Origin of the sequence: Thermomonas sp., assembly GCF_046293095.1 — a bacterium.
In the GTDB taxonomy this organism is placed as follows: domain Bacteria; phylum Pseudomonadota; class Gammaproteobacteria; order Xanthomonadales; family Xanthomonadaceae; genus Thermomonas.
Map to the genome: position 1 here is coordinate 1 of NZ_JBKBPN010000002.1, position 23,565 is coordinate 23,565.

At 69.0% G+C, this 23,565-nt stretch carries 21 protein-coding genes, 8 tRNA genes and 1 other RNA gene; 17 read left to right on the plus strand and 13 right to left on the minus strand.

Annotation, left to right across the window (positions count from 1 at the left end):
- Window positions 1-285: 285 nt before the first annotated feature.
- The 4 genes from ACK4SG_RS03340 to ACK4SG_RS03355 form a co-directional block, all read right to left on the minus strand.
- Window positions 286-361: transfer RNA gene (locus ACK4SG_RS03340), tRNA-Lys, on the minus strand.
- A gap of 69 nt (window positions 362-430) precedes the next feature.
- Window positions 431-507, minus strand: a tRNA-His gene (locus tag ACK4SG_RS03345).
- Window positions 508-528: 21 nt separating this feature from the next.
- Window positions 529-605, minus strand: a tRNA-Arg gene (locus ACK4SG_RS03350).
- 35 nt (window positions 606-640) lie between these two features.
- Window positions 641-717: transfer RNA gene (locus ACK4SG_RS03355), tRNA-Pro, on the minus strand.
- Between the two features lie 268 nt (window positions 718-985).
- Here ACK4SG_RS03355 and tig point away from each other — a divergent pair.
- The 8 genes from tig (at window position 986) to ACK4SG_RS03395 (ending at window position 9,961) form a co-directional block, all read left to right on the plus strand.
- The gene (tig, locus tag ACK4SG_RS03360) at window positions 986-2,278 is read left to right on the plus strand and encodes a trigger factor (protein ID WP_409599738.1); all 1,293 of its coding nucleotides are present in this window, start codon (window positions 986-988) and stop codon (window positions 2,276-2,278) included.
- A gap of 33 nt (window positions 2,279-2,311) precedes the next feature.
- Entirely contained in the window at window positions 2,312-2,935 is a 624-nt protein-coding gene (clpP, locus tag ACK4SG_RS03365; RefSeq protein WP_409599740.1) for an ATP-dependent Clp endopeptidase proteolytic subunit ClpP, read from the plus strand.
- Between the two features lie 139 nt (window positions 2,936-3,074).
- On the plus strand, window positions 3,075-4,376 hold the full coding sequence (clpX, locus tag ACK4SG_RS03370; RefSeq protein WP_409599742.1) for an ATP-dependent Clp protease ATP-binding subunit ClpX: 1,302 nt from the start codon (window positions 3,075-3,077) through the stop codon (window positions 4,374-4,376).
- A 203-nt stretch (window positions 4,377-4,579) separates the two neighbouring features.
- Window positions 4,580-7,042 carry an endopeptidase La gene (gene lon, locus ACK4SG_RS03375; protein ID WP_409599744.1) on the plus strand — a complete coding sequence of 821 codons (2,463 nt, stop codon included), beginning with the start codon at window positions 4,580-4,582 and terminating at the stop codon, window positions 7,040-7,042.
- 224 nt (window positions 7,043-7,266) lie between these two features.
- Window positions 7,267-7,539 (plus strand): HU family DNA-binding protein, encoded by a 273-nt coding sequence (locus tag ACK4SG_RS03380; RefSeq protein WP_409599746.1) that lies wholly within the window; start codon window positions 7,267-7,269, stop codon window positions 7,537-7,539.
- A 127-nt stretch (window positions 7,540-7,666) separates the two neighbouring features.
- Window positions 7,667-7,741 (plus strand) — tRNA-Val (locus ACK4SG_RS03385).
- A 56-nt stretch (window positions 7,742-7,797) separates the two neighbouring features.
- Window positions 7,798-7,874 (plus strand) — tRNA-Asp (locus ACK4SG_RS03390).
- 119 nt (window positions 7,875-7,993) lie between these two features.
- Window positions 7,994-9,961, plus strand: a complete 1,968-nt coding sequence (locus ACK4SG_RS03395; RefSeq protein WP_409599748.1) for a peptidyl-prolyl cis-trans isomerase — start codon at window positions 7,994-7,996, stop codon at window positions 9,959-9,961.
- A gap of 96 nt (window positions 9,962-10,057) precedes the next feature.
- Here ACK4SG_RS03395 and ACK4SG_RS03400 read toward each other — a convergent pair whose 3' ends face one another.
- Window positions 10,058-10,846, minus strand: a complete 789-nt coding sequence (locus ACK4SG_RS03400; RefSeq protein ID WP_409599750.1) for an enoyl-ACP reductase — start codon at window positions 10,844-10,846, stop codon at window positions 10,058-10,060.
- 96 nt (window positions 10,847-10,942) lie between these two features.
- The gene (gene gloB / locus ACK4SG_RS03405) at window positions 10,943-11,704 is read right to left on the minus strand and encodes a hydroxyacylglutathione hydrolase (RefSeq protein WP_409599752.1); all 762 of its coding nucleotides are present in this window, start codon (window positions 11,702-11,704) and stop codon (window positions 10,943-10,945) included.
- A 46-nt stretch (window positions 11,705-11,750) separates the two neighbouring features.
- On the opposite strand from gloB, the gene ACK4SG_RS03410 reads away from it, so the two are divergent.
- From ACK4SG_RS03410 to dnaQ, 3 genes are read left to right on the plus strand one after another with little or no spacing between them, the layout of a single operon-like run.
- Complete coding sequence (locus tag ACK4SG_RS03410; RefSeq protein WP_409599754.1) at window positions 11,751-12,416, plus strand: hypothetical protein; 666 nt, start codon at window positions 11,751-11,753, stop codon at window positions 12,414-12,416.
- The gene (gene rnhA / locus ACK4SG_RS03415; RefSeq protein ID WP_409599756.1) at window positions 12,413-12,865 is read left to right on the plus strand and encodes a ribonuclease HI; all 453 of its coding nucleotides are present in this window, start codon (window positions 12,413-12,415) and stop codon (window positions 12,863-12,865) included. The genes ACK4SG_RS03410 and rnhA overlap by 4 nt, the downstream gene beginning before the upstream one ends.
- Window positions 12,865-13,596, plus strand: a complete 732-nt coding sequence (gene dnaQ, locus ACK4SG_RS03420; RefSeq protein WP_409599758.1) for a DNA polymerase III subunit epsilon — start codon at window positions 12,865-12,867, stop codon at window positions 13,594-13,596. Before rnhA ends, dnaQ begins: the two co-directional genes overlap by 1 nt.
- A 9-nt stretch (window positions 13,597-13,605) precedes the next feature.
- Here dnaQ and ACK4SG_RS03425 read toward each other — a convergent pair whose 3' ends face one another.
- Together ACK4SG_RS03425 and ACK4SG_RS03430 are read right to left on the minus strand one after the other, a co-directional pair.
- A complete protein-coding gene (locus ACK4SG_RS03425; protein WP_409599760.1) occupies window positions 13,606-14,310 on the minus strand; it encodes a PP2C family protein-serine/threonine phosphatase in 705 nt (234 codons plus the stop codon).
- A gap of 281 nt (window positions 14,311-14,591) precedes the next feature.
- Window positions 14,592-14,682, minus strand: a tRNA-Ser gene (locus ACK4SG_RS03430).
- Window positions 14,683-14,766: 84 nt separating this feature from the next.
- Between ACK4SG_RS03430 and ACK4SG_RS03435 the strand changes: the two genes are divergently transcribed.
- Window positions 14,767-15,174, plus strand: coding sequence for a DUF6165 family protein (locus ACK4SG_RS03435; protein ID WP_374556319.1), 408 nt, complete (start codon window positions 14,767-14,769; stop codon window positions 15,172-15,174).
- Window positions 15,175-15,177: 3 nt separating this feature from the next.
- On the opposite strand, the gene ACK4SG_RS03440 is transcribed toward ACK4SG_RS03435, so the two are convergent.
- Window positions 15,178-16,230 (minus strand): glycosyltransferase family 9 protein, encoded by a 1,053-nt coding sequence (locus ACK4SG_RS03440; protein ID WP_409599762.1) that lies wholly within the window; start codon window positions 16,228-16,230, stop codon window positions 15,178-15,180.
- 21 nt (window positions 16,231-16,251) lie between these two features.
- On the opposite strand from ACK4SG_RS03440, the gene ACK4SG_RS03445 reads away from it, so the two are divergent.
- Window positions 16,252-16,995, plus strand: coding sequence for a 3-deoxy-D-manno-octulosonic acid kinase (locus tag ACK4SG_RS03445; RefSeq protein WP_409599764.1), 744 nt, complete (start codon window positions 16,252-16,254; stop codon window positions 16,993-16,995).
- 85 nt (window positions 16,996-17,080) lie between these two features.
- Here the strand turns inward: ACK4SG_RS03445 and ffs are convergent.
- Both ffs and ACK4SG_RS03455 read right to left on the minus strand, forming a co-directional pair.
- An RNA gene (ffs, locus tag ACK4SG_RS03450) (signal recognition particle sRNA small type) lies at window positions 17,081-17,177 on the minus strand.
- A 43-nt stretch (window positions 17,178-17,220) separates the two neighbouring features.
- A tRNA-Ser gene (locus ACK4SG_RS03455) sits at window positions 17,221-17,313 on the minus strand.
- 91 nt (window positions 17,314-17,404) lie between these two features.
- On the opposite strand from ACK4SG_RS03455, the gene dnaX reads away from it, so the two are divergent.
- The 4 genes from dnaX (at window position 17,405) to ACK4SG_RS03475 (ending at window position 20,645) form a co-directional block, all read left to right on the plus strand.
- On the plus strand, window positions 17,405-19,147 hold the full coding sequence (gene dnaX / locus ACK4SG_RS03460) for a DNA polymerase III subunit gamma/tau (protein ID WP_409599766.1): 1,743 nt from the start codon (window positions 17,405-17,407) through the stop codon (window positions 19,145-19,147).
- 33 nt (window positions 19,148-19,180) lie between these two features.
- Complete coding sequence (locus ACK4SG_RS03465) at window positions 19,181-19,501, plus strand: YbaB/EbfC family nucleoid-associated protein (RefSeq protein WP_409599768.1); 321 nt, start codon at window positions 19,181-19,183, stop codon at window positions 19,499-19,501.
- A gap of 73 nt (window positions 19,502-19,574) precedes the next feature.
- Window positions 19,575-20,171: a recombination mediator RecR gene (gene recR, locus ACK4SG_RS03470; RefSeq protein ID WP_409599770.1), complete on the plus strand. Its 597-nt coding sequence runs from the start codon at window positions 19,575-19,577 to the stop codon at window positions 20,169-20,171.
- Window positions 20,172-20,297: 126 nt separating this feature from the next.
- A complete protein-coding gene (locus ACK4SG_RS03475) occupies window positions 20,298-20,645 on the plus strand; it encodes a histidine triad nucleotide-binding protein (protein WP_409599772.1) in 348 nt (115 codons plus the stop codon).
- A gap of 4 nt (window positions 20,646-20,649) precedes the next feature.
- Here the strand turns inward: ACK4SG_RS03475 and ACK4SG_RS03480 are convergent, their stop codons facing one another.
- Window positions 20,650-22,599 carry a DUF3488 and DUF4129 domain-containing transglutaminase family protein gene (locus ACK4SG_RS03480; RefSeq protein WP_409599774.1) on the minus strand — a complete coding sequence of 650 codons (1,950 nt, stop codon included), beginning with the start codon at window positions 22,597-22,599 and terminating at the stop codon, window positions 20,650-20,652.
- On the minus strand, window positions 22,592-23,563 hold the full coding sequence (locus tag ACK4SG_RS03485) for a DUF58 domain-containing protein (protein WP_409599776.1): 972 nt from the start codon (window positions 23,561-23,563) through the stop codon (window positions 22,592-22,594). Before ACK4SG_RS03485 ends, ACK4SG_RS03480 begins: the two co-directional genes overlap by 8 nt.
- Window positions 23,564-23,565 lie beyond the last annotated feature (2 nt).

Below are 23,565 nucleotides of genomic sequence, written 5' to 3' on the forward strand. Positions count from 1 at the left end.
GCACCGGGCCGGGCCCGCGCAGCGGGCGAACCGCAGGTTCGAATCCGCGCTGGATCATGGCGCGCAAAAGAAAACGCCCGGCTTGTGGCCGGGCGTTTCGGGGTTTGGTGGGCCGTCAAGGGTGAGCGGGGCTTTCGCGCAGCGTAGCGGCGCGCCCGCGAGCGCCCGGTGCGCTGCACCGCACCGGGCCGGGCCCGCGCAGCGGGCGAACCGCAGGTTCGAATCCGCGCTGGATCATGGCGCGCAAAAGAAAACGCCCGGCTTGTGGCCGGGCGTTTCGGGGTTTGGTGGGCCGTCAAGGATTCGAACCTTGGACCTATTGATTAAGAGTCAACTGCTCTACCAACTGAGCTAACGGCCCCGGGAAGCGAAATTGTAGCAAACACCCGGCCGTCTGCAAGTACCCGCGTGAGGCCGTTCATCGATGGAATGGGGTGGCTGATGGGACTCGAACCCACGACAACTGGAATCACAATCCAGGACTCTAACCAACTGAGCTACAGCCACCACTGAACCTGTACCGCTGTCTGGCGCGCCCGGCAGGAATCGAACCTGCAACCACCGGCTTAGAAGGCCGGTGCTCTATCCGGTTGAGCTACGGGCGCCCGGGCCGGAAAGCATGCACGTGCGGATGCCGGAATGGTCGGGGTAGAGGGATTCGAACCCCCGACATCCTGCTCCCAAAGCAGGCGCGCTACCAGACTGCGCTATACCCCGCCGACGGAACCTAAGCACCCCGGCGCCGCCCGACGACTGCGGACGCCGTACTTCCGGGCACGCCAGTGCAACGAAAGGCCGCGCATTGTCAGGCGCCGCGCGCCTTCTGTCAATGCGGATGCGCAGGACAGGTGGCGGGCCGGCGGGAAATCGGGGAAACTAGCAAGTTCCGCGCGGTCATGGCCGCGCCCGGGGCACCTGTCCCGGTCCACGCATCCATCCGCATAACGTCCGGGTTCGCGCGAACCCACCCAGGAGTCATCGCATCATGCAAGTCTCGGTCGAATCCATCGGCAACCTCGAGCGCCGCGTCATCCTCAGCCTGCCTGCCGGCGATGTCGATGCACAGGTCGGCAGCCGCCTGCGCGAGATCGCGCAGAACGTGCGGATCAAGGGCTTCCGCCCGGGCAAGGTACCGACCAAGGTGGTCGAGCAGCGCTATGGCGGCCAGGTGCGCGCCGAGATCCTGGATGGCCTGCTGCGCGAAGGCCTGGGCAAGGCCGTCAGCGAGAATTCGCTGAAGGTGGTGGGTGCGCCGCAGGTGGCGCCGGGCGAGGATGCCGCCGAGGGCGAGCTGAAGTTCATCGCCTCGGTCGAGTTGGCCCCTGACTTCGGCGAGCTGGATCTGGCCAAGCTGGAGATCACGCGCCATGTCGCTGAAGTGACCGACGCCGACGTCGAGCGCATGCTGGAAAACCTGCGCCAGCAGCGCGGCAGCTGGACCAAGGTGACCCGCGCCGCCAAGGCTGGCGATCTGGTGAATCTGGAGACCAGCAGCGTGGTCGATGGCGTCCGCATGCCGGCCGAAGGCGTGGAGCGCACCAGCACCGTGCTGGGCTCCGCTGCGGTCTACCCGGAGGTGGAGTCCGCCATCGTCGGCATGCAGCCGGGCGAGGAGAAGACGCTCGATATCACCCTGCCTGCCGATTGGCACGCCGCGCAGTTCGCCGGCAAGACCATTACCTCCACCTTCAAGCTGCTCGACGTGGCCGAGCTGGTGCTGCCGGAGGTCGATGCCGCGTTCATCCGCAGCTTCGGGGTCAAGAGCGGGGACCTGGACCAGTTCAAGGCCGAGATCCGTGCCAATCTGGAGCGCGAGCTCAAGGGCGCGCTGATGAACCGTCTGCGTCGCGAAGTCGGCGAGCAGCTGGTGGCCGCCTATTCGCACGTCGAGCTGCCGCCGCGCATCGTCCAGGACGAGGCGAACGCGTTGCTGGCCAATGCCGCCGAGCAGGCCCGCCAGCAGGGCCAGCAGCTCACCGCCGGCCCGGAGGCCTTCCAGGACGCCGCGCGCAAGCGCGTTCTGGTGGCCCTGCTGGTGGCCGAGGTGGCCCGTCGCAACGAGCTGCGCCTCGAGCCGGAGCGCCTGAATGAAACCATGCGCCTGATCGCGTCCACCTACGAGCAGCCCCAGCAGGTCATTGATCTTTACCGCAATGATCCCCAGCTGATGCAGGGCCTGCAGAACCGCGTGATGGAAGAGCAGGTGATCGACTGGATCGCCGAACGCGCCCAGCATACCGAGAAGACGCTGACCTTCCAGGAAGCGATCAGCCAGTAACCTTCAACAGGCGGAAACGCCGAGCGAGAACCCATGGATCCGATCAAGAACCTGAACCTGGTGCCGATGGTGGTCGAACAGACCAGCCGTGGCGAGCGCGCGTACGACATCTATTCGCGCCTGCTGAAGGAGCGGGTGATCTTCCTGGTCGGCGGCATCGACGACCATGTGGCCAACGTGGTGGTCGCGCAGATGCTGTTCCTCGAGGCGGAGAACCCCGAAAAGGACATCAGCCTGTACATCAACTCGCCCGGCGGCATCGTCACGGCCGGCATGGCGATCTACGACACCATGCAGTACATCAAGCCGGACGTGAGTACGATCTGCGTTGGCCAGGCGGCCTCGATGGGCGCGGTGCTGCTGGCGGCAGGCGCAAAGGGCAAGCGCTATGCGCTGCCCAATTCGCGGGTGATGATCCATCAGCCGCTGGGCGGGGCCCAGGGCCAGGCCACGGATATCGACATCCAAGCGCGCGAGATCCTGTCGATGCGCGAGCGCCTGAACGAGATCCTGGCCCGCCACACCGGCCAGTCCATCGAGGTCATCGCCCGCGATACCGAGCGCGACAATTTCAAGAGCGCCTCGGCCGCCCGCGACTACGGGCTGGTGGATGAAGTCCTGACCCGGCGTCCGGAAGAGTCCATCCAGGCAAGCTGAATGGGCGGTGGTGCGGGTTCATGGATCCGTGCCGCCAGCCGATACAGTCTAGGCAGCACAGGCACCGCCCCGGCTGGGCCCGGCGGGGGCGTATGGTATTCTCGGGCCAAAGCCGCACCGTGCGGCGAGTGAGTTGCGAATGAGCGAAGACCGTCAGGGACGCAATACCGGCGACAGCAGCAAGATCCTCTACTGCTCTTTTTGCGGGAAGAGCCAACACGAGGTGCGCAAGCTGATTGCCGGGCCCAGCGTGTTCATCTGCGACGAGTGCGTGGAGCTCTGCAACGACATCATCCGCGAGGAGCTGGAGGAGAAGGCGCAGTCCAGCCGCAGCGCGTTGCCCAAGCCGCGCGAGATCCTCGAGGTACTGGACCAGTATGTGATCGGCCAGCAGCGTGCGAAGAAGACGCTCGCGGTCGCCGTGTACAACCACTACAAGCGCATCGAAAGCCGCCAGAAAAACGACGACGTCGAACTGGCCAAATCCAACATCCTGCTGGTCGGACCCACCGGCTCGGGCAAGACGCTGTTGGCGGAAACGCTGGCGCGCATGCTGAACGTGCCGTTCACCATGGCCGATGCCACCACGCTGACCGAGGCCGGCTACGTCGGCGAGGACGTGGAAAACATCATCCAGAAGCTGCTGCAGAAGTGCGACTACGACGTCGAAAAGGCACAGCAGGGCATCGTCTACATCGACGAGATCGACAAGATCAGCCGCAAGTCCGAGAACCCCTCGATCACCCGCGACGTGTCCGGCGAGGGTGTGCAGCAGGCGCTGCTCAAGCTGATCGAAGGCACCATTGCCAGCGTCCCGCCGCAGGGCGGTCGCAAGCATCCCCAGCAGGAGTTCCTGCAGGTCGATACCCGCAACATCCTGTTCATCGTCGGTGGCGCGTTCGCAGGCCTGGACAAGGTGATCCAGCAGCGTTCCACCGAGGCCGGCGGCATCGGCTTCGGGGCCAAGGTCAAGAGCACCGAGCGCAAGGCCGACATCGGCCAGGTCTTGGCGAACGTCGAGCCCGAGGACCTCATCAAGTATGGTCTGATCCCCGAGTTCGTCGGCCGCCTGCCGGTGGTGGCGACGCTGGAGGAACTGGACGAAGCCGCCCTGGTCAAGATTCTCACCGAGCCCAAGAACGCCATCACCAAGCAGTTCAAGAAGCTGTTCGAGATGGAGGGCGTGGAGTTGGATATCCGTCCGGACGCGCTGTCCGCCATCGCCAGGAAGGCGCTCAAGCGCAAGACCGGTGCGCGTGGACTGCGCACCATCGTCGAGTCGGTGCTGCTGGATACCATGTACGAGCTGCCGTCGCTGGAGAACGTCAGCAAGGTGGTGGTGGACGAGTCGGTGATCGAGCACAAATCGGAGCCGTATCTGATCTACCAGACCGTGCCGGCGCCGGCCAAGGCGGGTGCCAAGGCGGCTGCTGCCGACTGAACGCGGCGGCCCGTCCGGAACGTTGTAAAAGCCGCCTTCGGGCGGCTTTTTCGTTGAACGTCAACGATCTTCCGCAGTGATTGCCGTCCCCCACGTGCCAGCCGCCACGGCATGCCGGGTGGCGCTTGCAACGCGGGCGCGGCACCCCCATAAACAGCGCATGGCGGCGCAGGTGCGTCGCGATCGTCATCCGGAGTTCTGCAATGGCTGCTAGCCCCCCCCCTTCCGATGCCCACGTGCTGCCGGTACTGCCGTTGCGCGACGTGGTGGTGTTCCCGCACATGGTCATCCCGCTGTTCGTCGGGCGGGAGAAATCCATCCGTGCGCTCGACCTGGCCGTCGAGGGCGACAAGCGCATCCTGCTGGTGGCGCAGAAGGCCGCCGACACCGATGATCCTGGCGCCGCCGACCTGCATGCGATCGGCACGATGGCGCAGGTGCTGCAGTTGCTGAAACTCCCTGACGGCACCATCAAGGTGCTGGTGGAGGGGCTGGCGCGGGCCCGCGCCGAAGACGTGCACGAACGCGATGGCGCGCTGTTTGCCAAAGCAGTGGAGGTGGCGTCTGCCACCGAGCGCGAGCCGCGTGAAGTGCAGGCCATTGTGCGTTCGCTGCTCGCGCTGTTCGAGCAGTACATCAAGACCAACCGCAAGCTGCCGGCCGAGCTGCTGCAGACGCTGTCCAGCATCGATGAGCCGGATCGCCTGGCCGACACCGTTGCCGCCCATCTTGGCGTCCGCCTGGCCGACAAGCAGCGGCTGCTGGAAACGCTGGACACTGCCGGGCGACTGGAGCTGCTGGTAGGCCTGGTCGATGGCGAGATCGATGTGCAGCAGATGGAAAAGCGCATCCGCGGCCGGGTCAAGTCGCAGATGGAGAAGAGCCAGCGCGAGTACTACCTCAACGAGCAGATGAAGGCGATCCAGAAGGAGCTGGGCGAGCTGGACGACGTGCCCAACGACCTGGAAGACATTGCGCGACGGATTGCCCATGCCGGCATGCCGAAGGCGGTGGAGGCCAAGGCGCGTGGCGAATTGGCCAAGCTCAGGCAGATGTCGCCGATGTCGGCCGAGGCCGGCGTGGTGCGCAACTACCTCGACTGGCTACTGGGTGTGCCGTGGAAGAAGCGCACCAAGGTGCACAAGGACCTGAAGACGGCCCAGGCGGTGCTGGATGCCGACCACTACGGCCTGGAGAAGGTGAAGGACCGGATCCTCGAGTACCTGGCGGTGCAGTCGCGCGTGTCGAAGATGAAGGGGCCGATCCTGTGCCTAGTCGGCCCGCCCGGTGTGGGCAAGACCTCGCTGGGCCAGAGCATCGCCAAGGCGACCAACCGCAAGTTCGTGCGGATGGCGCTGGGCGGTGTGCGCGATGAAGCCGAGATCCGCGGCCACCGCCGCACCTACGTGGGCTCGATGCCGGGCCGGATCGTGCAGAACCTCAACAAGGTCGGCACGAAGAATCCGTTGTTCGTGCTGGACGAGATCGACAAGATGTCGATGGACTTCCGCGGCGACCCGTCCTCGGCGCTGCTGGAGGTGCTTGACCCGGAGCAGAACCACACCTTCAACGACCATTACCTGGAGGTCGATCTTGACCTGTCCGAGGTGATGTTCGTCGCCACCTCCAACTCGCTCAACATCCCCGGCCCGTTGCTGGATCGCATGGAGGTGATCCGCATCCCCGGCTACACCGAGGAGGAGAAGCTCAATATCGCAATGCGCTACCTGATCCCCAAGCAGCTCAAGGCCAACGGCCTGCGCGAGGGCGAGTTGCGGATCGAGGAAAGTGCGATCACCGGCATCGTGCGCTACTACACGCGCGAGTCGGGCGTGCGCAACCTCGAACGCGAGATCGCCAAGATCGCGCGCAAGGTTGTCAAGGAGATCGCACTGAAGGGCCCTGCGCCGGCAGGCAAGAAAGGCAAGATCGCCAAGCTGAAGACCGTGGTGGTCAATGACAAGAACCTCGACAAATACTTGGGCGTGCAGCGCTTCGACTTCGGCCGCGCCGAGGCGGAAAACGAGATCGGCCTGGTCACCGGGCTGGCATGGACCGAGGTCGGCGGCGACCTGTTGCAGATCGAGTCGACGCTGGTGCCGGGCAAGGGGCAGCTCATCCTCACCGGCCAGCTGGGCGATGTGATGAAGGAGTCGGCGTCGGCGGCGCTGTCGGTGGTGCGCGCCCGCGCAGAGCAGTTGGGCATTGAGCTGGACTTCCTGCAGAAGCACGACGTCCACGTGCACGTACCCGATGGCGCCACGCCCAAGGATGGGCCCAGTGCGGGCATCGCGATGGCCACCGCGCTGGTTTCGATGCTGGCCAAGGTGCCGGTGCGCCATGACGTGGCGATGACGGGCGAGATCACCCTGCGCGGCAAGGTCACCGCTATCGGCGGCCTGAAGGAGAAGCTGTTGGCGGCGCTTCGCGGCGGCATCCGCACCGTCATCATTCCGGAGGAGAACCGCAAGGACCTGGCCGACATCCCGGCAACGGTCACCAGGCACCTGAAGATCGTGCCGGTGAAGTGGATCGACGAGGTGCTGGATCTGGCGCTGGAGCGTCCTTTGCCGGCGCGGGCGTCGGCGAAGGGGCGTGGCCTGGCCGCACCCGTCAAACAGCGCACCAGACGGCGCGCCGGGGCCGGGCCGGCGGTCAAGCATTGAGGATGGAGGAGTGCCGGCCCCGACGCGGGGCCGGGCGTTAGTCTGAAAGCCGCGCCAGTACTTGCTTTCGTGTTGCGCGACGGAAATGGCGCTGGTATAAGGTGGGCAACCGCGGCGGCCCGTCGATGCGCCACGGCAAGCCCGGTGCCATGGCAGGGGAGCGCCACGGCACAGGTCAACGGAATTCTCTTCGCGTCACCTTCCGCAACGGAGCCTAAAAGCAAATGAACAAAGCCGATTTCATCGAAGCCGTCGCCGACCACGCTGAACTGACCAAGGCCGATGCCGGCCGCGCTGTCGACGCGATGATCGCTGCCATCACCAAGGCCCTCAAGAAGGGCGATACCGTCACCCTCGTGGGCTTCGGTACCTTCTCGGTGCGCAAGCGTGGCGCCCGTACCGGCCGCAACCCGCGCACCGGCGACACCATCAAGATCAAGGCCTCCAAGAACCCGGCGTTCAAGGCTGGCAAGGCGCTGAAGGACGCGGTCAACTGATCGCCCACGCGTGAAGCTGCTTTCGGAAAGCCCGGCGCAAGCCGGGCTTTTCCGTTTCCGGCCATTGCTGGCGTGACTCGAGGCCCGGGTTTCGCCGCGGCGGGCGTGCTGCCATAATCCCCGTCCCGGGCACTTAGCTCAGCGGTAGAGCGGCTCCCTTACAAGGAGCGGGTCGGGGGTTCGATCCCCTCAGTGCCCACCAGCCGGAAAAAAGTGTTGCGCCCGCCGAAAATGTCGGTATGATTGCGGGCTCCCAGCGGAGTGGTAGTTCAGTCGGTTAGAATGCTGGCCTGTCACGCCGGAGGTCGCGGGTTCGAGTCCCGTCCACTCCGCCAGTTCCAAGCAAAAGCCCTGCAGCAATGCGGGGCTTTTTGCTGTCCGCACCCTGCGCCCCGCGGCGATACCGGCTTGCTCGGGTTAGACTAACCGGCTACATCCCCGTACCGGTTTGCCCATGCTGCAGAAGCTCCGCGAAAAGACCTCCGGCTGGATCGCCACTGTGATCCTCGGCCTGCTGATCGTCCCCTTCGCCTTTTTCGGGGTGGAGTCGTACATGTCGCAGCGCGTGGAGACCTACGTTGCGCGCATCGCGCAGCCGCCGGCCTGGTGGCCGTCGGCGCCGCGCGTCTGGCCGGTGACTTACCTGTGGTCGATCCATGACATCGACCAGCAGAGCTATCGCGAACGGGTCGAGATTGCCCGCGCCAATCTGCGGCAGCAGCAGGGTGATGCCTTCGACCCGAAGGCGTTCGAGTCGGTGGACAACAAGCGCCGCATCCTCGATGCCCTGATTGACGAGGAGCTGATGAAGCTTGCGGCCGATCGTGCCGGCATTGTCATCGGCGACAAGGCCGTGGCGGATGCAATCCGGAAATTCCCTGACTTCCAGGTGGATGGCGCCTTCAATGCCGACCGCTACCGGCTGCTGCTGGCCTCGCAGAACCCGCCGCTGACGCCGCGCGACTTCGAGGCGCGTATCCGCGACAGCCTGAAGAACGAACTGATCCCCACTGGCATTGCGCGGTCGGCTTTCGTCACGGATGCCGAGCTTGACCGGCTGATGCGCTTGCTGGGCGAGCATCGCGACGTCAGTTTCGTGATGCTGCCGGTGCCGGCGGCGGACACCGCCGAGGTCACCCCGGCCCAGATCGACGCCTGGTATCAGGCCCACAAGGCGGAGTATCGCCAGCCTGAAACCGTGCGCCTGGAGTACGTCGAGGTGGATGGCGCCGCGATGCCGGCCGCGCCGGTGGACGAGGCGGCATTGCGCAAGCGTTACCAGGAGCAGATCGCCAAGTATTCCTCGGCGGAAAAACGCGAGGTGTCGCACATCCTTGTGTCGGTGGCGGCCAACGCCAGCGCCGCCGACAAGAAGGCCGCCGAGGCGAAGGCTGCCAAGCTGGCCGCCGAGGCGAAGGCGCCCGGCGCCGATTTCGCCGCGCTGGCCCGCGTCAATTCTGACGACGCCGGCTCCAAGGCCAGCGGCGGCGACCTGGGCTGGATCGCCAAAGGCGGCATGCCGGGGGCCTTCGATGACGCCGCCTTCGCGATGCAGGCCGGGGAGGTGCGTGGGCCGGTCAAGACCGATTTCGGCTGGCATGTGATCAAGGTGAACCAGATCCGCGCTGCGGTGCAGCGTCCGTTTGATGAGGTGCGCCCCGAACTGGAGAAAGAGCTGCAGGAGGGTGCACGCGAGCGTGCCTTCAACGAGCTGACCGGCAAGCTGGTGGATGCCGCCTACAAGACTCCCACCTCGCTGGAGCCCGCGGCCAAGGCGGTGGGCTTGCCGCTGCAGACCACACCGGCGTTCAGCCGCGCGGGTGGGCCGGGCATCGCCAGCGACCAGAAGGTGCTGCGCGCCGCTTTCACCGAGAGCCTGCTGCAGGATGGCACTGCCAGCGATCCGATCGAGCTGGGACCCGAGCGCACCGTGTTGATCCGGGTGATCGACCATGTCCCGGAGCAGCCGCTGCCGCTGGCGAAGGTGCGTGACGCCGTGGTGGCGGCGATCCGCGCCGACCGCCAGCGCAAGGCCGCGGAGGCTGCCGCCGATGCCCTGCTGAAGGCCGCCCGCACCGACGGGCTGGCCGCCGCCGCTGCTGCGGCCGGGCTGTCCGTGTCGGAGGCCAACGACATCCGTCGCGGCATGCCGGTGCCCTCGCCACAGGCGTCCCAGGCGTTCTTCAGCGCGCCGCGTCCGCAGTCAGCTCAGCCGGTAGTCGACAAGGTGCTGGTGGATGGCCAGTACATGGTGTTTGCCGTGCGTGCGGTCCGTGACGCTGATATCGGGCAGGTCACCCCGCAAGAGCGCGCTGGGCTGCGCCGCCAGTTGGCGAATGCAAAGGGCCTGCAGGCGCAGGATGCGTTTGTGCGTGCCGCGCGCGCCAAGTACGACATCCAGGTCGCCGAAGACCGCCTGTAAGGTGGCATGGGCGGTGATGGTGCCGCCCTGTCTGCCACAACAAAAAACGCCCGGCGCTGCCGGGCGTTTTACATGGAGCCGCCGTGACGGGCGGGATCACTCGATACCGCTCATCCCCATGATGTTGTAGCCGGCATCCACGTAGGTGATTTCGCCGGTGATGCCGTGGGCGAGGTCGGAGCACAGGAACGCCGCGGTGTTGCCGACGTCCTCGATGGTCACCGCGCGTCGCAGCGGTGCGACCGCCTCGAACTGGCTCAGCATCTTGCGGAAGTTGGCCACGCCGCTGGCCGCCAGTGTGCGGATCGGGCCGGCCGAGATGGCGTTCACGCGGGTGCCCTCCGGGCCCAGCGCCATCGCCATGTAGCGCACGGTGGCTTCCAGCGAAGCCTTGGCCACGCCCATCGTGTTGTAGTTGGCCAGCGCGCGTTCGGCGCCGAGGTAGGACAGGGTGAGGATGCTGCCGTTGCGGCCCTTCATCAGCGGCCGCGCGGCCTTGCCCAGCGCGGCCAGCGAGTAGGCGCTGATGTCGTGGGCGATATGGAAGCGCTCGCGGTTGATGCCGTCGAGGAAGTCGCCCTCGATGGCTTCGCGCGGCGCGAAGGCGATGCAGTGCACGAGGATGTCGAAGCCGTCGCTCCAGTGTTTGCCCAGCTCGGCGAAACAGGCATCGATCTGGTCGTCGGACGCCACGTCCAGCGGCAGCACGATCTTGCTGCCGTACTCGGCGGCGGCGTCCTCGACCCGCGACTTGAGTTTCTCGTTCTGGTAGGTCAGCGCCAGCTCGGCGCCCTCGCGGTGGAAGGCATCGGCAATGCCGGTGGCGATGGAACGCTGGCTGGCGATGCCGGTGACCAGCGCGCGCTTGCCTTGCAGGAATCCCATGGTGTCTCCTTGATGATGCGCGTGGGGCGCGTCGAACGAATGCCCTAGTGTGCCTTGCGCGCCCGGGTGCGGCCAGTGTGCGCACCCGTATGGGCCTCAGGCGCGGAACCCGTCCTTCCAGGCGCGCAGCGCGCCGAACACGGCCGCGGCATCGTCCAGTGGCTGGCCGGCGTGGCCTTCGGCGGCCGCGCGCACGGCCGGCACGTTGCAGCGCAGGAACGGGTTGCAGGCGCACTCCTCGGCAAGCGTCGTCGGCAGGGTGGGCTGTCCTTTGGCACGCAGGGCGCGGACCGTCTCGGCGCGCGCCTGCAGCGCGGTGTTACCGGGTTCCACCGCCAGCGCGAATGCCGCGTTGCCCAGCGTGTATTCGTGCGCGCAGCACACGCGGGTGTTGCCGGGCAGCGCGGCCAGTCGCGCCAGCGAGGCGTGCATCTGCGGCGGCGTGCCCTCGAACATCCGCCCGCAGCCCAGGCTGAACAGCGTGTCGCCGCAGAACAGCAGGCCCTCGCCGTGGTAGGCGACGTGGCTGCGGGTGTGGCCGGGCACGGCCAGCACATCGAAGTGCCAGTCGCCGACGCTGACACGATCACCCCCGGCCACGCGCTGGCTGGCCTGCGGGATGCGGTCGTCGTGCGGAGCCAGTACTGGCGTGGCGGGCCAGCGTGCCAGCAGATCGGCGACGCCACCGACGTGGTCGCCGTGGTGGTGGGTGAGCAGGATGGCCAGCGGCGGCACGTCGCCCAGCGCGGCCAGCACGGGCGCGGCTTCGCCCGGATCGACCACCAGTGCGCGGCCCTCGGCATCGCGCAGCAGCCAGATGTAGTTGTCGTCGAAGGCGGGAACCGCACGCAGATCCATTTGTCCAGCCGTGACGCGGCGCGGGGTTTCCCGCAGAATCCCGATCATGCCGCTGCCTGCGTTCCACACACAACCCGATCCCGCCGCGGCCGACGCTTGGTTTGCCAGCGATGCGGGCCGGGCCCTGCTGGACAGCGAGGCCGAGCTGGTGGCGGAAGCCGCGCGCTCGCGCTTGGGGCCGGCGGTGCTGTGGTTCGGGCCCTCGATGGCGACGCCGCCAAGGGACCCCGAGAGTGGCCTGCCGCTGTGCCTGCACGGGGGCGCTGCGGGGTTCCATGGCGACCTGCGTTGCCGCCTGCCGCTGCCGCTGGCCAATGCGTCCTGTGCCGTGGCCATCGTCCAGCACCTGGGCGATGCCGGCTGCGACCCGGTGGGCCTGCTGGCGGAATGCGAGCGCGTGCTGGTGCCCGGCGGCTGGCTGTGGCTGCTGGCACTGAATCCGCTGTCGCCATATCGCTGGCGTTGGCGCGGCCAAGGCCTGGAGGCCCGCGAGCCCGTGACTTGGCGCCGTCGCCTGCGGGCCGCCGGGCTGGTGCCGGATTCGGTCACGCAGGGTGTGGGGCCGACCTGGGAGCGCATCCCGCACGCCCGCCAGCAGGACGGCGTCGGCCTGCGTGCGGCCTTCCTGCTGCGCGCCGAGAAGCGCCGGCTGCCGCTGACGCCGCTTCCCCATCGGCGCGTGCTGGCATTGCGCGCAGGGACGCCGGCATGACCCGCAAGCAGGTGGAGATCCACACCGATGGCGCCTGCCTGGGCAATCCCGGGCCCGGTGGCTGGGCCGCGCTGCTGCGCTGGCGCGGCGTCGAGCGTGAACTGGCCGGCGGTGAAGCGCAGACCACCAACAACCGGATGGAGCTGATGGCGGCCATTGCCGCGCTGGAAGTGCTCAAAGAGCCTTGCAGCGTCGTGCTGACCACCGATTCCCAGTACGTCCGGCAGGGCATCACCGAGTGGATGGCGGGCTGGCTGCGACGTGGCTGGAAGACCGCTGGTGGCGACCCGGTCAAGAACCGCGATCTGTGGGAGCGGCTGCACGCCGCAGCATCCCGCCACGCGGTGGACTGGCGCTGGGTGAAGGGCCACGCCGGACATCCGGAGAACGAACGCGTCGACCAATTGGCGCGCGCAGAAGCGTTGAAATTCAAGGAGCAGGCAGGCTGATGGCGACGTCCGCGCACCGACAGATCGTCCTCGATACTGAAACCACCGGCCTGGAGTGGCAGAAGGGCAACCGCGTGGTCGAGATCGGCTGCGTCGAGCTGCTGGAGCGGCGGCCGACCGGGCGCACCTTCCACCGCTACTTGTGCCCGGACCGCGAGTTCGAGCCGGGCGCCCAGGAGGTGACCGGGCTGACCCTTGAATTCCTCGCCGACAAGCCCCGCTTTGCCGAAGTGGCGGAGGAGTTCCTGGCCTTCATCGACGGCGCGGAGCTCATCATCCACAACGCGGCGTTCGACCTCGGCTTCCTCAACGCCGAGCTGGCGCGACTGGCGGGCGCGGGCCGCATCGAGGACCGCTGCACGGTCGAAGACACCCTGCTGCTGGCGCGCCAGCGCTTCCCGGGGCAGCGCAATTCGCTGGACGCGCTGTGCAAGCGCCTTGGCGTCGACAATTCGCAGCGGCAGCTGCACGGCGCGCTGCTGGACGCCCAGATCCTGATGGATGTCTACCTGGCGCTGACCTCGGGCCAGAGCGAGATCGGCTTCGACAGCGCGCCTGCCGAGGAGGCGCAAGCTGGCGCAGTGCTGCCGGTGGACGTGGGCGACGCGGCCGCGCGGCCGCGCGTGCGGGTGGCGCCCGACGAGGCCGAAGCGCATGCCGCGCGGCTGGCCGGCCTGGAGAAAAAGTCCGGGCGCTGCCTGTGGCTGGCGCTGGAGACCGACGCCGCCTGAGCTGCGGCGTCAGTGGCGCCGGACCAGCACCACGGTGACGTTGTCCGAGCCGCCGCCGTCCAGCGCCGCGGCCACCAGCCCGTCCACGCATTCCTGCGCGCTGCATTCCTGGTGCGCCAATACCTGCGCAATCTGGCGGTCATCGACTTCCTCGGTGAGGCCGTCGCTGCACAGCAGCAGCTGCATGCCGGGGCGCAGCTCGCCGCTCAGCGTCTCCACGTTCAGCTGCTCGGGGGCGGTCACGCCCAGTGCCTGGGTGACCACGTTGCGGTGCGGGTGGCTGCGGGCCTGGTCGGCGCTGATCGCGCCCTGTGCGATCAGCTCCTGCACGTAGCTGTGGTCGTGCGAGATCTGCGTCAGCAGGTTGTCGCGCCACAGGTAGACACGGCTGTCGCCAACCCACGCCACCTCGAAGCGGTTGCCATCGATCCGTGCCGCAACCACGGTGGTGCCCATCGGCAGGCTGTCCCCGCGCCGACGCGAGCAGCGGATGATCTCCTCGTCGGCGATGCGGATGGCCTCGGCCAGCGGCGTGCCGGCGCGCACCTCGCGGACGATGGTCTCCCGGGCCAGCGCGCTGGCCACCTCGCCGAACTCGTGCCCGCCCATGCCATCGGCCACCAGCCAGAGCCCCAGCTCGCTGTCGCCGTAGTAGGTGTCTTCGTTCAGCTCGCGCCGCAGGCCGACATGCGTCAGGTGTCCGAATTCGATCATGCGGGCGGCAAGTGTCCGGGGGTCATCGGGGGTAACGGGATCATGCGGGGGAACCGGACGCGATGGCAATGCGGGGAGGGCTTGCCCTGGGGCGATGGTTGGGCAGAACCGGCCTGCGCGCCCTTGCCGAAAGCACCGTCTTGGGGCTTGCGCGCCGGGAGGGCGGCCTGCGGCTTCCCCGGTCGGCGATCCTGTCGAGCCGTTTAATCCTGCAAGAGCGCTCGTCCATCGCGTTCCCCCGCGGACATGAAAACGCCCCCTGACGGGGGCGCGCTCATGTCTGGCGGAGAGGGAGGGATTCGAACCCTCGGTAGGCTATAAACCTACGCCTGATTTCGAGTCAGGTACATTCAACCGCTCTGCCACCTCTCCGGAAGTGGGGAGCGCATCATACGGGGCGCGTGGCCCGGCGGCAAGGCGGGTACACTGGCGGCCCCTTCCGGAGGCTGCGTCCCGATGTCCGAGATCCTGGTGCCCGTGTCGTTCGGCGAGCTGCTGGACAAGATCGCCATTCTGCAGATCAAGTCCGAGCGCATGACCGACCCGGCCAAGCTGGCCAACGTCCGCAACGAGCTGGCCGCGCTGGAAAAGACCTGGATGGCCCACCCGGCTGCCGGGCAGGACATCGCCACGCTGCGCGCCGAGCTGAAGGCGGTCAACGAGCGCCTGTGGGTGATCGAGGACGACATCCGCCTGAAGGAGAAGGCGCAGGCCTTCGACGACGAGTTCATCCGGCTGGCGCGTGCGGTCTACTTCCAGAACGACATCCGCGCGCGGGTGAAGAAGGACATCAACCTCGCACTGGGCTCGGCCTATGTCGAGGAGAAGTCCTACCAGGATTACGGCACCGGGCAGGGCGCCTGAGCCTCACCCGAGGCTGGCGCGGAAACGCTCGAACGCCGCCACCGCGTCCTTGACGGCGATGAGGTCCATCACGCCGTCGGCCTCGATCTTCGTCCCCCATTTCAGCTCCGACGCCGGCTTGCCGCGGTATTTCCGCGCGGCGGCGTCGTAGCGGTCCACGCACCAGCGCCGGTCGGAATACGGGCCGCTGCGGTGCGGATTGGTGGCGGCGTGCAGGCCCAGTACCTTCGTGCCCATCGCGTTGGCGATGTGCATCGGGCCGGAGTCCGGCGTGACCAGCAGGTCGGCGCGGGCCAGCAGGGCTGGCAGTTGCTTGAGGGTGTCCTTGCCGATCAGGTCCAGCACCTCCGCGCGCGCTGCCATGGCGGCGAGGATCGCATCGCCGGTACTGCGCTCCAGCTCGCTGCGGCCGCCGCACAGCACGATCCGCCAGCCCTGTGCCGCGGCGTGGTCGGCCAGCGCGGCGTAGCGTTCGGCGCGCCAGTTGCGCAGCGGATGGCTGGAACAGGGCGAGACCATCAGCGTGCGGCGGCCGTCGTCGGGCCATTGCGCGCGCGCCCAGGCGTGGGCATCGTCCGGCACCGGCAGGTTCCAGACCACGTCGTCGCGTACCAGCCCCAGCGGCTCGCAGAAGCTGCCGATGGCGTCCAGGACGTGGATGTTGCCGTGGTCGCGGATGCGCTCGTTGACGACCAGGCCGTGGCCCTCCTTGCTGCGCGAACGGTCGTAGCCGATCCGCCGCCGTGCCGGTACGAACGCCGACAGCAGGTTCGCGCGCGCCGAGACCTGTAGCTGCAGCAGCACGTCGAAGCGCTGGCCCAGCTCGCGGCGCAGGGCGCGCATGCCGGCCAGCCCGGTCTTCTTGTCGTATTCCACGAAGCGCACGCCCGGCAAGCCGTCCAACAGGCGGCGCTCGCCGCGACCGATGATCCAGGTCAGCGCGACGCCGGGCAGCCCGGTTTGCAGGGTGTGCACCAGCGGCAGCACGTGGGTGACGTCGCCCAGCGCGGACAGCCGCAGCAGGCAGATCGAACGTGGGGCATGGGCTTTTTGCACGCGGTTGTTACACTCGGAAAAATGACGGGTTTCGACGCCAACGAGCATCTGACGCCGTTCCGCGACGCGCGCGGCTACGGCGCGATTCTGTTCGACCGCACGCAAGTGCGGCAACCCGAGCCCGACTGGTTCGACCCGGCGCATTGGGGCATGGCCGCCCAGCAGGTGTCGGAAGGGGGCCGCGGCGGCGCCTGGTTCATCGACTTCGGCCAGGGCGATGCGCTGCTGCGCCATTACCTGCGCGGTGGCCTGGTGGCCCGCTTCAGCCGCGACCGCCACCTGTGGCGCGGCATCCAGCGCGTGCGCAGCTTCACCGAGTTCCGCCTGCTGCGCACCCTGCGCGCCAGGAAGCTGCCGGTGCCGCTGCCGTTCGCCGCCTGGTACCACCGCGACGGCTTGCATTACCGCGCGGCGATCCTGATGCAGCGCCTGCAGGACGTGCGCCCGCTGGCCGCGCTGGCTGCCGACGGGATCGCGCCGTGGGAGGCGGCGGGCCAGCTGGTCGCCCGCTTCCATCGTGCCGGTCTGGACCACGCCGACCTCAACGCCCACAACATCCTGTTCGACGGGCAGGGCCGCGGCTGGTTCATCGACCTCGACCAGTCGCGATTGCGCATCCCGGCCACTGCCTGGCGCGAGGCCAACCTCGCGCGCCTGCACCGCTCGCTGCGCAAGCTGCGCGGCACGCGCAGCGCGGAGGAAGTGGACGCCAACTTCGCCCGCCTGCGCGCGGCGTATGCGGCGGCGTGGGACCGCGGCTACTGAGGCCGGCACTCGTGCCGGGGGGGGGGCGCACGGCCTGGCGCCGCGGCAAGGCAGGTGGCGAGGGGCAGGGCCCGAAAAGGTGGCGGCCCCACCGGCTGGCCTCGGCGCCCGCGTCAGTCGATACCGTTGCTGCCTTCCGGCCCTGGCGGGGTTTTCGACCTAGCGTCGCGAGGGGCCGACGGGGCCACCATAGACGTGGGCCGCGCAGCGCGCGGCCCGGGAACCTGGCGGAGAGAGGGGGATTCGAACCCCCGAAGCGCGGTTTAGACGCTTACACACTTTCCAGGCGTGCTCCTTCAACCACTCGGACACCTCTCCGGGATCGCGCATTCTAGCGGCGGCCCGGCGGTTCCACAACAGAACGCCCGGGGAGACGCCGGCGTGCCGGCGGCCCATGCCACAATGGGGCATGTCCTATCTCGTGCTCGCCCGCAAGTGGCGCCCCAAGCGGTTCGCCGAACTGGTCGGCCAGGAACACGTGGTGCGCGCGCTGACCAACGCGCTGGAGACCGGCCGCGTCCACCACGCCTTCCTGTTCACCGGCACCCGCGGCGTCGGCAAGACCACCATCGCGCGCATCTTCGCCAAGAGCCTGAACTGCGAGCGCGGCACGTCCAGCGACCCCTGCGGGGAGTGCGAGACCTGCAAGGCCATCGATGCCGGCCGCTACATCGACCTGCTGGAGATCGACGCCGCCTCCAACACCGGCGTGGACAACGTCCGCGAGCTGATCGAGAACGCGCAGTACATGCCCAGCCGCGGCAAGTACAAGGTCTACCTGATCGACGAAGTGCACATGCTGTCGAAGCCGGCGTTCAACGCGCTGCTGAAGACGCTGGAAGAGCCGCCCGCGCACGTCAAGTTCCTGTTCGCCACCACCGACCCGGAGAAGCTGCTGGTCACGGTGCTGAGCCGCTGCCTGCAGTTCAACCTCAAGCGGCTGGACGAGGCGCAGATCCGCGGCCAGATCGTGAAGATCCTGGCGGCCGAAGGCATCGAGGCCGACGACGACGCGGTGGCGCAGCTGGCCCGCGCGGCCGACGGCAGCCTGCGCGACGGCCTGTCGCTGCTCGACCAGGCCATCGCCTACACGGGCGGGCGGCTGGACGGCGCGGCGGTGGCCGCGATGCTGGGCACGGTGGACCGCAGCCGCGTGCAGGCGCTGCTGGCCGCGCTGGCCGACGGCGACGGCGCGCGCCTGATGGAGGAAGCCGCGCAACTGGCGGAATTCTCCCCTGATTGGGCCAGCATCCTGGATGCCTTCGCGCACGCCCTGCACCGGATCCAGGTCAAGCAGCTGGTGCCCGCGGTGGACGTGGGCAGCGATGCCATCGATGTCGAAGGCCTGGCCAACCGGCTGCGGCCGGAGCTGGTGCAGCTGTGGTACCAGATGGCGCTGCACGGTCGCCGCGACCTCGGCTATGCGCCCAGCCCGCGCAGCGGCTTCGAGATGACCCTGCTGCGGATGCTGGCGTTCCGTCCTGATGCGCCCGCGCATCCCGGCGCACCATCGCGTCCGGCTGTCGGCCCTTCGTCCGCGCCGCCGTCGTCGCCGCAGGCCCGCAGCGATGCCGCCGCGCGCGCGCGCGCCGCACTGGCCGAGGTGACCGCGCCGACGGCCCGTCCTGCGGTCACCGCGCCGTCCGTACCGCCGTCGCCGATTGAACCGTCCGCCGGGCAGCCGATGCCGCCGGCACCGCCGGCAGCCGCAACGGTTGCGCCCGTCGCGCCGTCCGCCCAGGCGGCCAGTGTCCGGCTGGTGACCGACTCCGAGCACTGGCTGGCCCTCGTCGCCAGCTGCGGCCTGAAGGGCCCGGCCAAACTGCTGGCCGAGAACGCGGGCTTCGTCGGCCATGCCGATGGCGTGCTGCGCCTGTCGCTGGCACCCGAGCAGGAGCACCTGAAGTCGCCCAGCCTGGTCCTGCAATTGGTGGATGCGCTTGGTCGGCAGTTGGGCGGCGAGGTGCAGCTGCGCTTCGAGATTGGCGCCCCGCGCGGCGAGACCGCAACCGCCCGCAACGCGCGTGAGCGCGATGCCCGCCAGGCCGCGGCAGAGGCCGGCTTCGTGGCCGATCCTGCGATCCAGCGGCTGGTGCAGACCCATGGTGCCAAGCTGGTGCCGGATTCGATCCGGCCCCTCGACGGTCCCTGAGATTCCCCACAACGCAACGATGGAAGATCCCCCATGCGTGGAAACATCGCCCAGCTGATGCAGCAGGCCCAGAAGATGCAGGAAAACGTGCAGCGCGCGCAGGAAGAAGTGGCCGCGCTGGAAGTCACCGGCAATGCCGGCGGCGGCATGGTCAGCGTGACGCTGGGCGGCCGCATGGACTGCCGCAAGGTGCGCATCGACCCGGCCGCACTGGCCGACCCGGAGATGGCGGAGGACCTCATTGCCGCGGCGTTCAACGACGCGGTCAACAAGATCAACGCCGCCTCGCAGGAAAAGATGGCCGCGGCCACTGCCGGCATGCCGCTGCCGCCGGGCATGAAGCTGCCGTTCTGATCCGGATGCTGCTGCCTGCCGCCGGCACACGTTGCGCATGCGGCGGCAGCTTGTCCCACACCCTGCCCCGCACATGACCACTTCGTTGCTCGAACAGCTCATCGACGCGCTGCGCGTGCTCCCGGGCGTGGGCCAGAAATCCGCGCAGCGGATGGCCTACCACCTGCTGGAGCGCCAGCGCGACGGCGGGCGCCGGCTGGCCGATGCGCTGGCCGAGGCGATGGAACGTATCCGCCACTGCGCCCGTTGCCGCGATTTCAGCGAGACGGAGATCTGCCCGACCTGCGCCAGCAGCGCCCGCGACACGGCGCTGCTGTGCGTGGTGGAGACGCCGGCCGATCGCCTGGCGATCGAGCAGGCCACCGGCTTCCGCGGCCTGTATTTCGTCCTGCAGGGCCGGCTGAGCCCGCTGGACGGCATCGGCCCGCGCGAGCTGGGCCTGGATCTGCTGGCGCAGCGGCTGGAGGAGGGCGAGGTGCGCGAGTTGATCGTCGCCACCAATCCCACCGTGGAGGGTGAGGCCACCGCACACTACCTGGCGCAGCTGGCGCGCGCGCGCGGCGTGCAACCCAGCCGGCTGGCCCACGGCGTGCCGCTGGGGGGCGAACTGGAATACGTGGACCGCGGCACGCTCTCGCACGCCTTCGGCAGCCGCAGCGAGATCCTCTGAAGCTTGCTGGCGGGCCATCGCACCACCCCCGTACAGGGCGTCCGTCGACGACGGGGATGTGTCGGCACTGGCACCGGCCGACGGTTCCGTTCCTACAATGCGTGCAGCCACTGCCGGGAACCCGCCATGTCCGACACCATCTTCCACAAGATCCTCCATCGCCAGATTCCCGCCGAGATCGTGTACGAGGACGAACACCTATTCGCGTTCCGCGACATCGCGCCGCAGGCGCCGGTGCACGTGCTGTTCGTGCCCAAGCGCGATTACGCCACCCTCAACGATGTGCCCGAGGACGATGCCGTGGTGATCGGTCGGTTGGCCATCGCTGCAGCGCGCTACGCGAAGGCGCAGGGCTTCGCCGAGGATGGCTACCGCGTCGTGATGAACTGCAATGGCCACGGCGGGCAGACCGTATTCCAGGTCCACCTGCACCTGTTGGCCGGTGCGCCGCTGGGGCGGTTCGGCACGCCCTGATGGCTCAGGGCCGGTGCGCGCGCAGGTCGCGCACCAGCGCCTGCACGGTTGCGCGGTCGGCCTTCGGGGCATAGCGCGCAGCCGCGAAACGCTCGGCCAGCGTCGTCAGATGCTGGCCGGCGCGGGGCAGGTCCGCGGCCACCCGCGCGGCCCACTGGCGCGGCGGCTCGTGCGGGGCGCGGCCGCGGCCCAGGCGGCGGTAGCGGCGCTCCAGCCGGCGCCAGGCCCGCAGCAGCGGATCACGCTCACGCTCGCCGCGGGAAATCCGCCATGCCATCCACGCCAGCGCCAGCCCGGCCAGCGCCGCGAACAGCGCGGCCAATCCGCCAGCGCCCAGCTTCTCCAGCCCCAGTGGCTTCAGCAGGCGCTGCTGGCGCTGCGCGTTGAAACCCAGCACGAAATCGTTCCAGCCGCGGCGCAGCCAGTCGCCGGCGTTGAACATCGGCACCAGCGCGTCCAACCCGGCGATGCGCCCCGGGCGCCGGTCCGCGATGGTGTCGAACACGCGCTCCGGCGCCACTGCCGCGGTGGGGTCCACGCGCACCCAGCCGCGCGCCGGCAGCCAGATCTCCGCCCAGGCATGGGCGTCCGATTTGCGCACCAGCCAGTAATCGCCGATCGGGTTGCGGTAGGCGCCGGCATAGCCGGTGACCACGCGGGCGGGAATGCCGGCCGCACGCATCAGCACCACGAACGCCGAGCTGAAGTGCTCGCAATAGCCCTGCTTGCGGTCGAACAGGAAGTCGTCGACTTCGTTGCGGCCGGCCATCGGCACGTCGAGGGTGTAGGCGAATTCGCGCCGGATCATCGCCAGCGCACGTTCGGCGATGGCGGCGTCCGCGCGGCCGCGCGCGTCATTGCCGGCTTCGCGCCGCCACTGCCGTCCCAGCGCCAGGGTGCGCGGGTTGAAGTCGCGCGGCAGGGCCAGTGCGCGGGCGCGCAGCGGCGCGGGCAGGTCGGCTTCGAACGCCGCTGCCGGCGCGGAGCGCATCCGCCAGCGTGAGACGTTGTACTGCGGGACGTCTGCCCACGGCGTGTAGTCGCGGCTGGCGTAGGCGCCCTCGGGTAACTGCGTGGGCAGGTCCAGCGCCACCAGCTGCCGGTCCTCGGTCGGCTCCAGGTCGATGCGGTAGTCCCACGCCGGGCCGGCGGGCTGCATCGGCGCCGGGGGCAGCCGTTGCAGATCACGCGCCTGCCGCCAGGTGCGGCCGTCGAAATCCCACAGCACGGGGCCGCGCCAGTACATCTGCTGCGGCGGCGGTGCGGTGTCGAAGAACTGCACGCGCGCGGCCGGGCTGTCGTCCAGCAGCATCTCGAACATCTGGCCCGGCGTCATCGTGTCGGACAGGCCCGGAGTGGCGATGGAGCGCTGCGGCAAGCCCCACAGCGGGGTCGGCAGGCGCGGGAACAGCCAGAAGGCGGCCAGCGCCAGCGGCAGGCCCAGTGCGAACAGGCGCAGCACGCCAGCCGCGGCGGCGCGCGGCGCCAAGGGGGTCTGTTCGCCCTCGTCTGCAGCCAGCCGCTGCAGCGCCAGCAGTGCCAGCAGCACGGCCACCAGGGCCAGTACCAGACTGAGCGGGCCCTGGTCGAGCAGGAAGGTGGCGAAGGGCGCGAACAGGCCGAACCCGACCAGGCTGCGGCCGTCACGCAGGGTGAAGGTTTCGGCGGGCTTCAGCGCCAGCATCGCGGCCAGCACCGCGCAGGCGGTGTCGCGGCCGATGCCGGGGGCCACTGCGGCCACCGCCAGCAGCGCGCAGCCGCCCAGCAACAGCCGCAGCAGGGCAGGCAGCGGCGCGCGACCTGCGGCCGCCGCCACGGCGAGGGCGCCAACGCCAAAGCCGACTCCCAGTACGGTGGGCAGCTGCAACAGCAGGGGCAGCAGGCAGGCCGCCGCGGCCGCGAGCACGTGCGCGCGGGTGGCTGTGGCCATGCGGGGCGAGACGGCGTCAGCCATGCGGGGCGCCGTCCACGCGTGCGTCTTGCGGGAGCAGGGCCAGCGCACGCAGGCAGCGGTGGCGATGACTGGCGCCTTGCCCGGTTTCGATGGGCGGCGTCGCCGGCAGCCGCAGGCCGTAGCGACGGCCATCGCGCTCGGCGTCGTCCACCCAGCGCGCCAACCGGCGGATGCGCTGCTCGTAGGGCAGCCCATCGGTCTGCGCCCAGTCCAGCAGCAGTTCGCCGCCGCGGGCCTGTTCGCCGTCGCGAACCAGCAGGGTGTCGTGGCGGGCCGAAGCCTTCCATGCCACCGAGCGCGGCGCATCGCCGGGGCGGTAGTCGCGCAGGTGGTGCGGGTCCTCGCCGGTACGGCTGGGCTGCGGCCGGCTCTGGCTGCCTGCCGGCAGCGGCAGCGGTGGTGCCTGCGTTTCCGGCGCCGGGTAGACCAGCAGCGCCTGCGCGGGCCAGACGTAGCCCCACGCCCGCGCCAGCCCGAGCGGCTGCACTGTGGACAGTTCCAGGCGCGGCGCCGGCAGCAGGCCGCGGTGCGTGGTGGCCAGCGGCAGGGCGGCAGTGGTGCCGCGCGCATCCAGCGCCACATGCACCGCCTCGCCTGCGCAGGCCAGGCGCAGGCCGCGCCGCTGGCGGGCATCCGGTGCCGCCAGCGCGATGTGCAGGTGCAGTGGTTCACCGGCTGCCACCGGCTCCGCCCCCAGTGCATCGACCCGCAGGCCGGAGAGCTGCAAGTGCGCGGCGATCAGGCTGCCCAGCGCGGCACCCGCCAGCAGCAGGGCCAGCAGCAGGGCGGGATTGTTGTTGAAATTCAGCGCGCCCAGCAGCATGGCCCCCAGCAGCACCCCGAAAAACAGCCCGCTGGCAGTGGGCAGTACGTAGATGCGGTGACGGGTCAACTGCGCGGGCAGCGCTTCCGGCGCGCGCGGGCGTGTCCAGCTCTGCAGGCGCGCGCGCAACCCCGGGCGCATCT

Excerpts from the sequence above, each read along its gene's own strand:
- tig (WP_409599738.1), top strand. The coding sequence starts at position 986 with ATGCAAGTCTCGGTCGAATCCATCGGCAACCTCGAGCGCCGCGTCATC.
- clpP (WP_409599740.1), top strand. The coding sequence starts at position 2,312 with ATGGATCCGATCAAGAACCTGAACCTGGTGCCGATGGTGGTCGAACAG.
- clpX (WP_409599742.1), top strand. The coding sequence starts at position 3,075 with ATGAGCGAAGACCGTCAGGGACGCAATACCGGCGACAGCAGCAAGATC.
- lon (WP_409599744.1), top strand. The coding sequence starts at position 4,580 with ATGGCTGCTAGCCCCCCCCCTTCCGATGCCCACGTGCTGCCGGTACTG.
- ACK4SG_RS03380 (WP_409599746.1), top strand. The coding sequence starts at position 7,267 with ATGAACAAAGCCGATTTCATCGAAGCCGTCGCCGACCACGCTGAACTG.
- ACK4SG_RS03395 (WP_409599748.1), top strand. The coding sequence starts at position 7,994 with ATGCTGCAGAAGCTCCGCGAAAAGACCTCCGGCTGGATCGCCACTGTG.
- ACK4SG_RS03400 (WP_409599750.1), bottom strand. The coding sequence starts at position 10,846 with ATGGGATTCCTGCAAGGCAAGCGCGCGCTGGTCACCGGCATCGCCAGC.
- gloB (WP_409599752.1), bottom strand. The coding sequence starts at position 11,704 with ATGGATCTGCGTGCGGTTCCCGCCTTCGACGACAACTACATCTGGCTG.
- ACK4SG_RS03410 (WP_409599754.1), top strand. The coding sequence starts at position 11,751 with ATGCCGCTGCCTGCGTTCCACACACAACCCGATCCCGCCGCGGCCGAC.
- rnhA (WP_409599756.1), top strand. The coding sequence starts at position 12,413 with ATGACCCGCAAGCAGGTGGAGATCCACACCGATGGCGCCTGCCTGGGC.
- dnaQ (WP_409599758.1), top strand. The coding sequence starts at position 12,865 with ATGGCGACGTCCGCGCACCGACAGATCGTCCTCGATACTGAAACCACC.
- ACK4SG_RS03425 (WP_409599760.1), bottom strand. The coding sequence starts at position 14,310 with ATGATCGAATTCGGACACCTGACGCATGTCGGCCTGCGGCGCGAGCTG.
- ACK4SG_RS03435 (WP_374556319.1), top strand. The coding sequence starts at position 14,767 with ATGTCCGAGATCCTGGTGCCCGTGTCGTTCGGCGAGCTGCTGGACAAG.
- ACK4SG_RS03445 (WP_409599764.1), top strand. The coding sequence starts at position 16,252 with ATGACGGGTTTCGACGCCAACGAGCATCTGACGCCGTTCCGCGACGCG.
- dnaX (WP_409599766.1), top strand. The coding sequence starts at position 17,405 with ATGTCCTATCTCGTGCTCGCCCGCAAGTGGCGCCCCAAGCGGTTCGCC.
- ACK4SG_RS03465 (WP_409599768.1), top strand. The coding sequence starts at position 19,181 with ATGCGTGGAAACATCGCCCAGCTGATGCAGCAGGCCCAGAAGATGCAG.
- recR (WP_409599770.1), top strand. The coding sequence starts at position 19,575 with ATGACCACTTCGTTGCTCGAACAGCTCATCGACGCGCTGCGCGTGCTC.
- ACK4SG_RS03475 (WP_409599772.1), top strand. The coding sequence starts at position 20,298 with ATGTCCGACACCATCTTCCACAAGATCCTCCATCGCCAGATTCCCGCC.
- ACK4SG_RS03480 (WP_409599774.1), bottom strand. The coding sequence starts at position 22,599 with ATGGCTGACGCCGTCTCGCCCCGCATGGCCACAGCCACCCGCGCGCAC.
- ACK4SG_RS03485 (WP_409599776.1), bottom strand. The coding sequence starts at position 23,563 with ATGCGCCCGGGGTTGCGCGCGCGCCTGCAGAGCTGGACACGCCCGCGC.